A 14370-nucleotide genomic window follows, 5' to 3' on the forward strand; every position below is an offset into this window, starting at 1 on the left:
GATGGTATAATAAATCCATAATAAGATGCGAGATTAAATTTAGGAGAGAAGATATGAAAGAAAAAGAGCGTTTAATTATAGAATCGGCTATGAAGTTATTTGCTACTAAGGGTGTAAATGCGACATCAGTGCAGGAAATTGTGACAGCTAGTGGTATATCTAAGGGAGCTTTTTACTTATATTTTAAATCAAAAGATGAGCTTTTATTAGCGACACTTCGATATTATTATGACAAAATTCAAAAGAAAATGCTGGATATTGAGCAAGAGTCTTTGTTACCACGTGAAAAATTTGCAAAACAATTACATTGTCAGTTTAATGATATACAAAAGCATAAAGAGTTTATTATTATGCATGCGAGAGAAAATGCGATTCCGTTTAATAAAGAAGTGGAAGAATTTATGATGCGGATGAAGTTAGAGTCTCATGCATTTTATCGAAATAGTTTATTGTCCATTTATGATGAAAAGATTATGCCATATTTATTGGATTTAGTAATTATGGTGGAAGGCATATGCCGTGGGTATTTAGAATTAATTATTTTACAAGCAACAGAAATTGATTTATCTTACATCTCTGCTTTTATTTTAAAAAGAGTAGATAATTTAGTAGATGGCTTGGTAGAATCTTCGGAAGAACCTATTTTACACGAAGAAAAGCTTGGAGAATTTCTTTGTAAATCAGAGCTCATTAAGGAACAGGTTAAAGAGCATTTTTTAAAAGAAATTATTGGATTTAAGCGTACTCTAGCTGATCAATTAGAGGACGATGAGCTGCTAGTAACATTAGATGTTTTAGAGGCGGAAATGCGATTGCTTAATCCAAGAATTCCGGTAATTAGAGGTATGTTAGCAAATTTAGAGGTTTATCCGGAATTAAAAGAATTTCGCTTACGCCTTATAGGATACTACAATATAAAAAATTCTTAATAAAAAACTCCTTGTCTACACAAGGAGTTTTTTATTAAAGATTACTTACTATTTTGAGACCATTTTTCTACATCCCAAACCTTTGTGATCCAATCTTCATAGAATTCCGGTTCGTGACATACAAGGAGAATTGTTCCTTTATATGCTTTCATAGCCTTCTTAAGTTCTTCTTTTGCTGTAACATCAAGATGGTTTGTCGGCTCATCAAATAGTAGCCAGTTACTTTCTTCACCCATTAGCTTACATAAACGAACTTTTGCTTGTTCTCCACCACTTAATTGACTTAATGGACGAGAAATATGTTCATTTTTTAATCCGCATTTCGCTAACATCGCACGAATTTGATGCTGGTCTAGGCCAGGGAATGTATTCCATACATCATCAATTGGTGTTATATTATCAGCTTTAACTTCTTGCTCAAAGTATGCAGGCTCTAAGAAGTCACCAAGACTTGTTTTACCGTTTAAAGGTTTAATTTTACCTAAGATTGTTTTTAGTAGCGTTGATTTACCAACACCATTACATCCAACAATAGCAATTTTTTCACCACGCTCAATTGTCATTGATAACTTTGGTAGTAGCGGATGTGTATATCCGATTTCTACATTTTCACCTTCAAAGACGAAGCGACTACTTGCACGACTTTCTTTAAATGAGAATTCAGGTTTGATTGCTGTTTCCGGACGATCAATAAGTTCCATGCGATCAAGTTGTTTTTGACGACTCTTTGCACGACCTGTCGTTGAATAACGAGCCTTGTTCTTTGCAATGAAGTCTTCTTGCTTTTTGATAAACTCGCGCTGCTTTTCATAAGCGTTTATATGTTGATTTTTATTGATTTCTGCTAGTTCTAGGAATTTTTCATATGTCGCTGTATAGCGTGTCATTTTTGTGAATTCTAGATGGAAAATAACATCAACACATTTGTTCATAAATTCCGTATCATGAGAAATCAATAAGAATGCATGTGGGTATTCTTTTAAATAAGTTGTTAACCAATGAATATGTTCAACGTCTAAATAGTTAGTAGGTTCATCAAGCAATAACACTTCTGGTTGTTCAAGTAATAGCTTTGCAAGCAATACTTTTGTACGTTGTCCACCACTTAGTGCTGAAACATCACGATCTAAACCAATAGCATCAATTCCAAGACCACGTGCAGCCTCTTCAATTTTCATATCTAGTAAATAGAAACCACCTGCTTCAAGTGCATCTTGTATTTCTGCCATTTGCTCAAGAAGTTCTTCTAGTTCTTCTGGTGTAGCAGTTCCCATTTTTTCTGTAACTTCATTTAAAGCTGTTTCCTTTTCGAATAACGGTAAAAATGCATCCGCTAGTACGTCACGAATTGTACGTCCAGGCGTTAAAACCGTATGCTGATCTAAGTAACCGTAATGTGTGCCTGGTGTCCATTCTACACGACCTTCGTCATGAATAAGCTGACCAGTAATGATATTCATAAATGTTGATTTACCAACACCGTTTGCACCAACTAATCCAACGTGCTCACCTGCTAATAATCGCATAGATACATCTTTAAATAATGTACGATCGCCAAATGTATGTCCTAATTTTTCAACTGTTAATAAGCTCATAGTATCCTCCGTCCAACTTGAAATAGTACCTTGAATCATGATACTAAATTCTTTCATATAATGCCATCATTTCAAAATGTATATTTTTTCAAAAAAATAGTTGCATTAATTTTCTGAAAATATATAATATAATTGAACAGTGGTTAATTATATGTGTGAGGTATGAAATATGTCGCCAAGGAAAGCAGTTAAACAAGAACTAACAAGAGAAATGATTATGAATGTAGCTAGGGAGCTATTTATAGCACAAGGATATCAACATACTTCAATGCGCAAAATTGCAACAGAACTTGGATATAGCCATGGTTCGATTTATTATCATTTTAAAAACAAAGCAGAGCTATTTTACGCAATGGTGGAACAGGATTTTCAATTATTAAACAAAAAGTTAGATGAAATTTGTAATCAAAAGTTATCGAGAGAAGAGCAACTAAGAGCAGTTTTATTCGGTTTTATTGAATTTGGTCTAAGAAATCAGAGTCATTATGAAATTATGTTTTTAATTAAAGATGCCGAATTAAAAGAATGTTTGGCAAATAGTCCTAATGTTAGTTATGAAAAATTTGCGAAGGTTATTTCTTTTTTATGTGATGGGGAATTAAATGCGATGATAATATGGTCTGTTTTTTTATCATTACATGGATTTGTAGCACATTATTGCAGAAGTGGCCAAACGTTTGAAGAACTACAAGGTTTGGCTAAGGTACATGTAGAGTTTATTTCAAAATCGCTTCTTATGTAAGTGATTTTCTTTTTAATATTAATTGAACAGTGGTTAATTAATTTAGGAGGGGATTTATAATGAAAAAGGCTTTAGTATTAGGTGCTTCTGGTTCAATGGGTTATGCAATTGTAAACGAATTATGTGGCCGAGGGATTCATGTGGTTGCTTTTGCAAGAAATAAGGAGAGATTAGGTGCATTATTTTCTGGGAACAAACATGTAGAAGTTGTAGCCGGCGATGTATTTGTAAAAGAGGATATAATGAATGCTGCTAAAGATGTTGATATTATATTTCATGTTATAAATATTCCGTATTCAGATTGGGAGAAACAGCAAGAGAAATTATTAATAAACATATTAGAGGTATCGAAACATTACGGTATCAAACTAGGGATAGTTGATAATATTTATGCGTATGGAAGGCAAGGGGAAGGGCTTGTAAAAGAAGAGGCTAAAAAAAGACCACACACAAAGAAAGGGAAGATTCGTTTACAACTTGAAGAGATGGCAAAACAAGCTAATGTACGAATGTTTATTGCTCATTTCCCAGACTTTTATGGTCCAAATGCAGAAAGCACACTTGTTCATCATACATTAAAGGGAATACTTGCAAATAAAATGTCTAGCTTTGTTGGAGATAAAAAGATTGCCCGTGAATATATTTTTACACCAGATGGTGCAAAAGCAATGGTTGAATTAGCTTTACATGATGAGGCCTATGGACAAAATTGGAACATACCAGGTTATGGTGTTATTACAGGTGAGGAAATGATTCAACACATACGGGAATTAACGGGATATACGAAACGAGTAATAACTGTAAAAAGAGGAATGATCCAGTTTATTGGTCTGTTTGATAAGCAGATGAAAGAATTTATGGAAATGCTATATTTGACGGAAAAACCAGTTGTATTAAGCGGGGAGAAATATGAGAGGTATATCGGGGATATACCAAAAACTTCGTATTATAATGGGCTAAAAGAAATGATTATATCTATGCAAAAAAAGGGTGTGTAAATGTTAGTATATAAAAAAGTTACTTCTACCTACAGAAGTAACTTTTTTGTTATGCCTTTTGTTTAACTTCACTAACTTTCTTTTCAGCTACAATAAAATGCGGTCTACGTTTTGTTTCATAATAAATACGACCGATATATTCACCAATAACACCTAGGAATATGAGTTGAATACCGCCAATAAATAGTATAGCGGAAATGAGAGTAAAGTAACCAGGAACTTCCACACCACCAAGGATAATTTGAACGAACGTAGTGATTACATATAAAAGTCCAAAAATGGTTGTTAGTAATCCAAGATATATAGATAGGCGTAACGGTTTATTATTGAATGAAATTACACCATCAATTCCGTAATTTAATAATTTCGAGAAGGTCCATTTACTTTCTCCATCAGAACGTAATACATTTTCATATTCAATAATTAATTCGTTATAACCAATCCAAGAGAATAAGCCCTTTGAAAATCGGTTGTACTCACTTAAGGATACTAATGAATCCACTGCTCTTCGACTTAAAAGTCTAAAGTCACCAATACCATCTACTAATTCAATATCTACAAACTTATTCATCACCTTATAGTAAAGACGAGAGACGAAAGAGCGAACGGGTGAATCACCAGTTCTTGTCCTTTTTGCAATGACTTGGTCGTAGCCATCGTTATATCCTTCTAACAGTTCTTTTATTAACGTAGGAGGGTGTTGTAAGTCAGCATCCATAATAACAATGGCATCGCCTGTAGCGTATTTTAAGCCAGCTAACATTGCAGCTTCTTTTCCGAAGTTTCGACTAAACGATATATAGTGTACCGATGAATCTGAACTAGCTAAATCACGTAAAATATTTAATGTATCATCTTTACTACCATCATTAACAAAAACAAATTCATAATCGGTAGTTAATTTATGAATTTCAAGAGAAGTCTCTGAATAAAAGGCTCGAAGCACCTTTTCTTCATTGTAGCATGGTACTACTATTGAAAGGGTCATGTTAGGACCTCCTTAGGTGTAATTTTAAACTGGGCATGAAGTAAAAGTGAAGCAATGATCTTCAACTTTTACTTCACTTTACTTTAATAACTTTTTTTAAAACGATTTTTTAATTTTGAATATCTTTTCGGATCTCCAAGAACTAGAAGCGAGATGCAAATGATAAATGAAATGATAGAAATAACGAGACCCATTTTGAAATAAGGTGTGACGTATTTCATTTCAACTATATGTTGCCCTTTGGAAATAGGAACGCCAATAAAGGCGGAATTAGCCTTCGTAAATTCTGTTTCTTTACCGTCAACTTTTATTGACCATCCTTTACTATACGGTACCGATAAATATAGCAATCCATCCTTAGTAGAATTAATATCACCTTTTAAGGAGTTACCTTCATAGTAAATATTTTGTAGACTATTTTCTTTTAAAGTATTTACTTTTTTCGGGATAGTCTGATAGTTAGTACTGTTGATTTGTAAGTCTTTCAACTCATATTGACCAGGAGTAGGAATAGAAATGATTAGCTCGGTTGGCTTCGCATCTTTTCCTAAGTTGTAAACAAATCTTTCTAAAGGATAAGCATAAGCTCCATCTTCATTACCTTTTATCATAGATTTGTCATTCACGGTAACCCCAAATGATTCCTTGTTTATATTTCTAATTTTAATTTCAACAAGAAGATCACCTAACATATCGTTATTATCAATAGGTACTATTATACGCCCATTTTCATGAACAGTGAGTATATCTTTCTCTTTCTCTATATTTTCCCACTTCATTTTATTTGGATTAATCTTAATTTGTTTTGAATCTAGCTGTTTTGTATTAAATTGTTTTAGTGGAAGACTTCCAACATCATTTACAACTACAGCATCTAATAAAAGTTGATCTTTCTCGGCAAAATTAAGTTTTGAAAATTCTTCATCACTTATTCCAGCTTCGTATACATAGCCTAATGGTAGTGCAAATTCATTTTTATAAATGTTGTAAGGACCTACTTGTTGTAAATGCTTATAGCCATAAGGAATTTCGGTTTTATTAGCACCGTCACTTAGTACATAATATTTTACCCCTAGCATGTTCTCAAGGAATAATCGTTTATCTAACTGGAAGAACATAGATGGGCTATCATATCCTTGGAAAACATTGTACTTATTCTTCATAAAGTCATGAATATGATAATTGACTAAGCTTTGATAAGTACTTGTACCATGATAACCTTGCAACATAGGCGTATTTTTATAATTATTGTTTGGATTGATAATTCGATAAAAATCTTTATCTTGATTTTGTATATAACGAATTGCTTCAATTTCATCCTTATTATCAAGACCTGGTCCATGTAATGATTCTTTTGTCACGCCTGCTTGATTAAAGTGTTTACTAAGAGCAAAATCTGAATAGAAGTAATTAATAAATATTACATTGACGAGTACATTTAATACAATGAAACATTGTAGGGCTACTTTTGATAAATAGCGCCATAGTAATATTGTAATAATGGATAATACAGTAGTGCAAATTAAAATTTTATCAATCGTTTGTAGCGGCTGTGCGTTTATATTTACTTTTCTATAGAATGCGTAAATAAATAGTGCTGTTGCTAGCAAAGGACCTATTAAAGAATTGACCTTCTTTTTGTGAAGCAGCATCCAATCTAAAATGTAGGCGACAGTTTGCGCAACCACAAATGCAAATAAGTAAAACCATCTGTATTGCATAGCAGAAAAGCCATTAAATATGGAATACGTATATGGAAGCATATATAGCACTAACATAAACCCAGTAAAGAGTAATTTATTTGTGACAAGTTTATTGCGTATTAGAAGCGCGCTAGTAATAAGGAAGAGGATGAAAACAGGGAATGCAAGCTGATAATCCTCTGTATTATTAATGAAAAAGATACTTTCCATTAAGTTTTTATAAAACGTATCTTCAAAAAATAACGGTATAGTAAATTTTGTAGCGAGTCGATCGGAACTAAATACACCATTTACAGATGGTATAAAGCAAACAGCAGATAAACCTAGTGATAAAGCATATAGAAAAGCAATTCTAATATAATAAATTATAAATGTTTTAATTGTTTTGTTCTGCTGTGTAGCGAAATATTGGAAAAAGGCATAAATATAGATAAAAATACTAGTAATGAAAGCGAAATAGAAATTTGATGCAAGCATAAGTGCTGTTGCAAACAGGAATAATCCCTTTTTTCGCTCTAAAATATATTTATCTAATCCCCATAGTACTAAAGGTAAAAACACTATAGCATCTGCCATGAAATCCCATAATAAAGAATGGCGAATGAAAGTTACACATCCTCCATATATAATGGCAGAAATGAGAGAAGAAAAAATAGTTTTATTGTGATAACGTAAAGAACCATACATGAATAACATAGCTAATGTACTTTTTAAAATGCTCATATATAGTTTCATCTCAAAGATTTGGTCAAAATTTAGTTTAGGAAGTAGAAGCGTAAGCCAGAAAAATGGTGCTGTACTATAGTAATAACTAAATTCTCCGAATAAATCCCCACCTAAGCCATAATCCCAAGACCAAAATAAATTTCCATCTTTAAATGCGTGTTGTAAAAGGAATGTAAAGAAACTGAATTGTGATAATGCATCTCCCGTACTAGAAAATACACTGTCTGATTTTAGGAAAAAGTAATGAAAAGCAAATGCACATATTATTAATAATGGAATAATAATAAGTGTGCTTTTAGTGAAAAATGTTCTTTTATTTACTTCTGAAGTCATTAAATAAATAAGCCTCCTTAAATGCAATTGCCACATTCTTCACCTCTGGATATCGTTTTATGATGAAGAAAAACTATGTATGAATCGGCGATTTTTAATAGTATTAATAAAGTGTTCATTTGTGCAATTTGTGGAAAATTTAGGGCGTGAATAGTTAATATTTACATGAAGAATTAACTATGAATTACCTTAATAATAGGTGTTAGACATCTAGTGCTGTTCGTTTCCAAGTATAATCATTCCAGAAAGGCAAGTCAATTTAAGATATAGATTGAAAAAGGGCTCATTTTCTAAGTGAAGAAGATAAAAATAAAAACTTCAAATTTGATTTGAAGTTTTTATTTTTATTTATTTTCGAGCCAGCTTTTTATTTATAAATCCTAAAATCAATACGCGTATTTGTGGATCGATTGCAAGACCGATAATACCGTATAATATACCAGTAATTGTTAAAGCAACTAGTGGCGGTAAGGCAATTAATATTGTGCGGTATAAAATATAGCTGATTATAAAGGCTAAGGTATTGAATATAATCCCTTTAAATAGTAACGAGAAGCCTTTACGAACAAATAGAGTGAATCCGATTAGTAACGTAATCTCGGTAAGGATAGCAGCAATAGCGGCTCCCATCATTCCGAACTGACTACCTAAGGCGATGTAACTTATAACGGCAACAGCTAGTCCGATTCCCATTGTTGTTGCACGTTTCCATTGTTGACCAATGGTCGTTAAATTATCAGCAAGTGGGTAGTTAATAGATTGTAGAATGACCATAAAGGCTAAAATGGCAAGAGCATCACCAGCTGGCGCATATTCTTCACCTAATAAAGTAACAATCCAAAAGCTTGGATTAGCGATAAATGGAATGGAGATCCCCATTCCTAAGAAAGACATCAGTTTTAATTCAAACTGAGATAGTTTTCTATGTTCATCAATATTTTTTTCATTTCCAAACGCAAATAACTTTGGATAGAAGGCTGCTGCAATTACACCAGGTATTTGATAAAGGACTGCAGGTATTTTCGATGCAGCTCCAAAGAATCCAACTTGCTCATATGTCGAAACTTTTTCTAATATAATAGGGCCTAACTGCGGTAAAAGCATAATGATAATGCCATTGATTGTGAAAATCAGCAGTTGATCTAAAATCCCTTTGTCCCAGCCCTTATGAACTGTCGTATGGCGGAGTACCATTATGAAGGCAATGACTCCTGTTACAAGACTAGATATCCCGTACATGGCAGCGACTGTCATAAGTGACCATTTCAATGACATTCCTAGTAGAAGCGCAGCAGCGGCTGTTACACCTTGTAGTACAGAAATAATCGCTGTAAATTGCATACGTTCTGTTACTTGGAAATAAGCCATTCCAACGCCTTGTAAAGTTGCTCCAAACATTGTTGGTAATACAACCCAATATACCATGGCGCGTAAGTAGGCATCCGTATAGAAGAACTGAGCAAAAATAGCGAAGAGTACAGAAATTACGACAGCTAATACGAAACGAATGCGTAAATAACTACTGATTAGTACGCTAATATTTGCATCCTTTCTCGTTCCTTCACGCATAAACGTATGTGTCAAACCCGCATCTGTGAAATAACAAATAACAGCGGAAACTGCTAATGCAGTTGTAAACATTCCATACTCACCGGGAGACACGTATCTTGCAAAGAGAATCGTCGCGATAGCAAGTACAAATCGAACAGTAATATTTCCTACAAATAGGTAGGAGGCATTTTTAAGAATCTTATTTGTTTTCATGGGAAAAAACCTTTCTATTCTTTAGGACCTTTTTTGTCTGTCCTATTTGTAAATTTGATTTGTTTACGGAAAGAGAGATAATATGAAGTGACCTCCTAGATTATCAAGTCAGGGATTTTAACCCATAATAATGAATGAAAACATTATGAATGGGGTTATACCCTATGATAATAGGAGGCCACTATGGAAAATATAATATATATTGGGATGGATGTCCACAAGGAAAGTTTTAGCTTATGTGCACTACACGGAACAACTGGGGAAATTGTAAGAGAAGCACGATGTGCTTCAAATGTATCTCTCGTAAAAAAATTCGTTGAGAAACTGAAAACAAAATATGGTGAAGATATAAAAATTAAAGCTGGATATGAGGCTGGTTGTTTAGGGTATTCACTTCATAATCTTCTTGAACAAAATGGAATTGATTGTGATATTTTAGCTCCCACAACAATGTACAGTTCATCAAAAAACAAAATGGTGAAAAATGATAAATTCGATGCCAAAATGATTGCTCTTAATTTAGCAAATGGCACCTATAAAGAAGTATATGTTCCAGAAGAAGAGGATGTTGCCGTGAAAGAGTATATCCGCATGTTAGGTGATTTTAAAACATCTTTGAAAAAAATAAAACAACAGATAAAAGCATTCCTTTTAAGACATGGCTATGTGTATGAAGGGAAATCAAGCTGGACAATCGCTTATATGAAATGGTTAAAGAATCTTGATCTACAAGGATTATTCAAAGAAACGTTAGGCGAATACCTATTACAGTATGATGTTCTAGTCGATAAAATTGAGCGGTTCAGTTTGAGATTAGAAGAATTATCTCATCGTGAAAGGTACGAAGAACCAATCGCAAAGTTAAGATGCTTAAAAGGTATAGATACAACATCGGCAATGACTGTTCATGTGGAAATTGCAGACTTCACTCGTTTTCCCACGGCTAAAGCATTTATGGCTTATGTAGGATTGACGCCAAGCGAAAGCTCAAGTGGAGAGAAAATCAGTCGACGTTCGATTACAAAACAAGGAAATTCGACCGTTAGGTCTACTCTTGTAGAATGTGCAAATGCGTTGGTAAAAGGAGCAATCGGATTAAAATCGAAGCGAGTGAAAGCAAGACAAAAAGGGCAACGAAGCGAAGTGATTGCTTATGCGGATCAGGCTGTAGAAAGGTTACAAAGAAAATATTATCGCATGATATATCAAGGGAAGCCTAGAAATGTTGCCGTTACAGCTATCGCAAGAGAACTGGGGTGTTTTATATGGGGATTAGAAACAGGTAAAATTCACCGAAAATAAAGAGGGAAGGATATGAAGTTGATTGATTCATAGTTAGAAATCAAAGGTATCAATTGATGGCATAGATGAGCTTCAGAGATAGTGAATTACAGGTCTGGCTATCTATGACTCACCTCTTCTGGCATGGCTGAAATTCTGATAAACAAGCTATTTATTAGAATTTGAAAAGGTGTGATCCACGCAGTGAGATTATAAGAGCCTAACGACGAACCATTAACCTGAGGTAACCAATCCACGAATAACAGAGTGGTTAACTGTCGATAGATCTTATTTCTGAAGCTTTTGTATGCCATCAAGAAAAATATTATGGGTGAAAAACTATTGACAAAGGTCACTTCATAACAGGTGAGTACTATATTTTCAGTTTAAGAAAACAGAAATTTAATTCGTACAAACCAAAGCATTGCATATAGTTTTTTACTACGCTTTCCGTTTTTTGAATAGATTTTACGGCAATATTTCTTTATATCTTTTTTGATTAATTGAACTTGGGCATTATTTAATTGAGAGTTTTCTTTAATGTATATACAAGCATTATTGATAACCGTATAAGGGAATAAATAAGTCTCAAGAATCTCAATAAGTGACTGAGGGTCTTTCGTAATGAAGTCTTGAGATTTATTATGTACCCAGTCTTTCATACGATTGAATACTTCCAGTTCTTTAGTTGTTTTTAATTCGTAATCTTTATATTTAGAAGAAAGATTTCCTTCTGATAAGATTCTATAATATGTTAAATATTCATCGACATAGCATACATTTGTCACACTCATTAGTTTAAATAAAAACTCCAAGTCTTCTCCCCAGCTACATCCTGGTGTAAAACGGATATTATGATTCATTGCGATAGAGCGTTTGAAAATCCAAGTACTTGTTTGAGCAACAACTTGGTGTGTTAAGAATGCTTTTGCCATATCACCTTTAATAAAGTTTGTTGTATGCTCAACCTTTTCGCCTGTTTCTTCGTAGAAATTCATATAACCACAATAGCACGCGTCCATGTTGTTTTTATGCATACTCTCGATTTGTTTCTCAATTTTAGTTGGATGCCATAAGTCGTCACTATCAAGGAAAGCGACGTATTCTCCGCTAGCATTTTCAATCCCTGTATTACGAGCTACTGAAACACCTTGGTTTTTTTGGTGAACGTACTTTACTTGACCCGGATATTTTTCTGCAAGGTTTTTTACGATAGAAGGTGATTGATCTTTACTTCCATCATCTACAATTACAATTTCAATGTTTTTATATGTTTGATCCAGTATCGAATGCATCGTTTCTTCAATATATTTTTCTGTGTTATACAGGGGTATGACAACAGAAACAAGTTGTTTTTGTTCCATCATAGAATTTTTATCTCCTCAAATTTTTTATGTCTTGCACCATATATACAAGCCTTTTGAAAGGAAGAAGATTACAAGAACATCTGTATCAGTTTAACGCATATAAACTTTGTAAATCAACTTTCTATTATTGTACTTTGTATAAAAAGTATTTATTATAGAATATATTGTCTTGTAAAAATATAGAAATATAATTTGAAAATTATGTATTTGAAGGGAGAAGATGAGATGTTAAGGCGATTTACTCGCAAATCTAATGTAATCCTTTTAGGGATTATTATGATAGTCGGTTTTGCGCTTCGTTTTGCAACTTTACAAACACATGGTGCAGATTTGACTCTAGCTAGCGATGATCTAGGTTATCAAAAAACGGCAACTATTTTATTGGAAACAGGAATGTTAACATATCATGAGCCGGATAAACCAACTATTCATATTATGCCAGGTTTTCCAGCGTTTTTAGCTACTGTATTTTACTTTTTTGGAAATGGCAATGAAGGCCTTTTTGTAGCTAAATTAATTATTATCCTATTAGGGGTACTTAGTATTTTACTAACTTATAAGATTGGTACTTATTTATTGAATCCCGCTGCAGGATTAATAGGTGCTTTCTTATTAGCTGTGTATCCTCCAGAGATTGTTGTGGAAAATTTAACTTTAACTGAAGGACCGTTTCTATTCTTTTCATTAGGATTATTATATTGGAGTTTAAAATTAGCTGATACTCATAAAACGAAACATTTCCTAATTGTATTAATTTTCTACTTTTTAGCATTGTACTTACGCGTACAAGTTGCTTTATATCCAATACCATTATTTATATATCTCTTAATGAAGCGCTATCCATTCCGCATTATGATGAAGCAAGCGATTATAAGTGTAGGAATAGGACTTATCGTACTTGGACCATGGTGGGCCCGCAATTATATTCAATTTGATAAGTTTATTCCACTAACTGCTGGGGCAGGGAATCCGTTATTACTGGGAACGTATCAAGGGAAAGGTTACCCAGAAGGTAAGAATATGGCAGAACTTGAAGTAGAATTACACGCAAAGTACCCTAACCTAGAAGCACATGAATTTATGGAATTAGAAGAAAAAATAGCGAAAGATAAAATGAAAGAATGGTGGAACAGAGATAGGAATTCCATGATAGAGAGTTATTTAATCTTGAAGCCAGAAATTATGTGGAAAAAACCGTATTATTCTATAGAGCATAATATTGAAGTATTCAATGTTTCTGCAAAGGATATGAATGAAATACATAATTTTATTAAGACGATGTTTTTAATATGTACAATACTTTCATTTATCTTCCTTTTAAAAAGGTGGAGAGAGACTACATTTTTATGGTCAATCCTTTTACTGCAAACAGCTTTAACTTGTTTTTATGCCGCATATGAAAGATATGCATTACCATTAATTCCATTTTTATTTATTATAATTGGAGTAGGAACTGTAGCAACGGTTATGAAAATTAGTAAATTATTAATTAGAAACAAATAGTTTGCAATGAAAAAGCACCTTGATTCGTAGAAGAATTAAGGTGCTTTTTTTGTATAATATAATATTTGAATGTAAAAAATTATTCGCTATCTGTTTTAGTTTGCGTTCCTTTTAATTTTTGCTTTAATAATGCATAATCTTGCGTTAATGTTACAAGTTGATGGTGTAGCTTAGAAATTTTTCTTGTTAGGTCAAAAATTAAGATGAAACAGAATAATAATCCAAATAAGAATAAGATGGATGGTGGATATTCTACTTTTAATAGTTTTCCAATCCAATTTATAATTTTATCAGTAGAACTTAAAATAGCCATTGCAACACAAACAAAAATCCACAAAATAGCATATTTTGTTTCTAAAGCCCCGCGACGAATAGAATTAATAATTAAGAAGAATAATAACAAAATAAAGATGAATGAAAAGGTAATTATATGCATTCACT

Annotated in this window: 11 protein-coding genes; 5 read left to right on the forward strand and 6 right to left on the reverse strand. The window is 33.0% G+C overall.

Features of this window, described 5'->3' with window-relative positions:
- Nucleotides 1-53: 53 nt before the first annotated feature.
- Entirely contained in the window at nt 54-929 is an 876-nt protein-coding gene (locus MHI28_RS18425; protein WP_000659637.1) for a TetR/AcrR family transcriptional regulator, read from the forward strand.
- 41 nt (nt 930-970) lie between these two features.
- Here MHI28_RS18425 and MHI28_RS18430 read toward each other — a convergent pair whose 3' ends face one another.
- Nucleotides 971-2524 (reverse strand): ABC-F family ATP-binding cassette domain-containing protein, encoded by a 1554-nt coding sequence (locus MHI28_RS18430; RefSeq protein ID WP_002083531.1) that lies wholly within the window; start codon nt 2522-2524, stop codon nt 971-973.
- A gap of 169 nt (nt 2525-2693) precedes the next feature.
- Here MHI28_RS18430 and MHI28_RS18435 point away from each other — a divergent pair, with 169 nt between their 5' ends.
- Together MHI28_RS18435 and MHI28_RS18440 are read left to right on the forward strand one after the other, a co-directional pair.
- Nucleotides 2694-3266: a TetR/AcrR family transcriptional regulator gene (locus MHI28_RS18435; RefSeq protein WP_000074952.1), complete on the forward strand. Its 573-nt coding sequence runs from the start codon at nt 2694-2696 to the stop codon at nt 3264-3266.
- A 59-nt stretch (nt 3267-3325) separates the two neighbouring features.
- Nucleotides 3326-4264 carry an NAD(P)H-binding protein gene (locus MHI28_RS18440; protein ID WP_000709949.1) on the forward strand — a complete coding sequence of 313 codons (939 nt, stop codon included), beginning with the start codon at nt 3326-3328 and terminating at the stop codon, nt 4262-4264.
- Nucleotides 4265-4313: 49 nt separating this feature from the next.
- Here the strand turns inward: MHI28_RS18440 and MHI28_RS18445 are convergent, their stop codons facing one another.
- From MHI28_RS18445 to MHI28_RS18455, 3 genes are all read right to left on the reverse strand, one after another.
- Nucleotides 4314-5252, reverse strand: coding sequence for a glycosyltransferase family 2 protein (locus MHI28_RS18445; RefSeq protein ID WP_000175828.1), 939 nt, complete (start codon nt 5250-5252; stop codon nt 4314-4316).
- 83 nt (nt 5253-5335) lie between these two features.
- Nucleotides 5336-8014 (reverse strand): YfhO family protein, encoded by a 2679-nt coding sequence (locus MHI28_RS18450; RefSeq protein WP_000200234.1) that lies wholly within the window; start codon nt 8012-8014, stop codon nt 5336-5338.
- A gap of 348 nt (nt 8015-8362) precedes the next feature.
- Nucleotides 8363-9778, reverse strand: coding sequence for an oligosaccharide flippase family protein (locus MHI28_RS18455; protein WP_000856150.1), 1416 nt, complete (start codon nt 9776-9778; stop codon nt 8363-8365).
- A 183-nt stretch (nt 9779-9961) separates the two neighbouring features.
- Here MHI28_RS18455 and MHI28_RS18460 point away from each other — a divergent pair, with 183 nt between their 5' ends.
- A complete protein-coding gene (locus MHI28_RS18460) occupies nt 9962-11080 on the forward strand; it encodes an IS110 family transposase (protein ID WP_277548338.1) in 1119 nt (372 codons plus the stop codon).
- 365 nt (nt 11081-11445) lie between these two features.
- Here MHI28_RS18460 and MHI28_RS18465 read toward each other — a convergent pair whose 3' ends face one another.
- The gene (locus tag MHI28_RS18465) at nt 11446-12426 is read right to left on the reverse strand and encodes a glycosyltransferase family 2 protein (RefSeq protein WP_000970513.1); all 981 of its coding nucleotides are present in this window, start codon (nt 12424-12426) and stop codon (nt 11446-11448) included.
- A gap of 225 nt (nt 12427-12651) precedes the next feature.
- On the opposite strand from MHI28_RS18465, the gene MHI28_RS18470 reads away from it, so the two are divergent.
- Entirely contained in the window at nt 12652-13929 is a 1278-nt protein-coding gene (locus MHI28_RS18470; protein WP_000946117.1) for a glycosyltransferase family 39 protein, read from the forward strand.
- 79 nt (nt 13930-14008) lie between these two features.
- Here the strand turns inward: MHI28_RS18470 and MHI28_RS18475 are convergent, their stop codons facing one another.
- Nucleotides 14009-14365 (reverse strand): DUF2304 domain-containing protein, encoded by a 357-nt coding sequence (locus MHI28_RS18475; protein WP_000547569.1) that lies wholly within the window; start codon nt 14363-14365, stop codon nt 14009-14011.
- Nucleotides 14366-14370 lie beyond the last annotated feature (5 nt).

The organism is Bacillus sp. FSL K6-0268, assembly GCF_038005425.1.
GTDB classification, from domain to species: Bacteria; Bacillota; Bacilli; order Bacillales; family Bacillaceae_G; genus Bacillus_A; species Bacillus_A thuringiensis_S.

Coding starts and splice junctions, on each gene's coding strand:
- MHI28_RS18425 (WP_000659637.1), top strand. CDS start 54: ATGAAAGAAAAAGAGCGTTTAATTATAGAATCGGCTATGAAGTTATTT.
- MHI28_RS18430 (WP_002083531.1), bottom strand. CDS start 2,524: ATGAGCTTATTAACAGTTGAAAAATTAGGACATACATTTGGCGATCGT.
- MHI28_RS18435 (WP_000074952.1), top strand. CDS start 2,694: ATGTCGCCAAGGAAAGCAGTTAAACAAGAACTAACAAGAGAAATGATT.
- MHI28_RS18440 (WP_000709949.1), top strand. CDS start 3,326: ATGAAAAAGGCTTTAGTATTAGGTGCTTCTGGTTCAATGGGTTATGCA.
- MHI28_RS18445 (WP_000175828.1), bottom strand. CDS start 5,252: ATGACCCTTTCAATAGTAGTACCATGCTACAATGAAGAAAAGGTGCTT.
- MHI28_RS18450 (WP_000200234.1), bottom strand. CDS start 8,014: ATGACTTCAGAAGTAAATAAAAGAACATTTTTCACTAAAAGCACACTT.
- MHI28_RS18455 (WP_000856150.1), bottom strand. CDS start 9,778: ATGAAAACAAATAAGATTCTTAAAAATGCCTCCTACCTATTTGTAGGA.
- MHI28_RS18460 (WP_277548338.1), top strand. CDS start 9,962: ATGGAAAATATAATATATATTGGGATGGATGTCCACAAGGAAAGTTTT.
- MHI28_RS18465 (WP_000970513.1), bottom strand. CDS start 12,426: ATGATGGAACAAAAACAACTTGTTTCTGTTGTCATACCCCTGTATAAC.
- MHI28_RS18470 (WP_000946117.1), top strand. CDS start 12,652: ATGTTAAGGCGATTTACTCGCAAATCTAATGTAATCCTTTTAGGGATT.
- MHI28_RS18475 (WP_000547569.1), bottom strand. CDS start 14,365: ATGCATATAATTACCTTTTCATTCATCTTTATTTTGTTATTATTCTTC.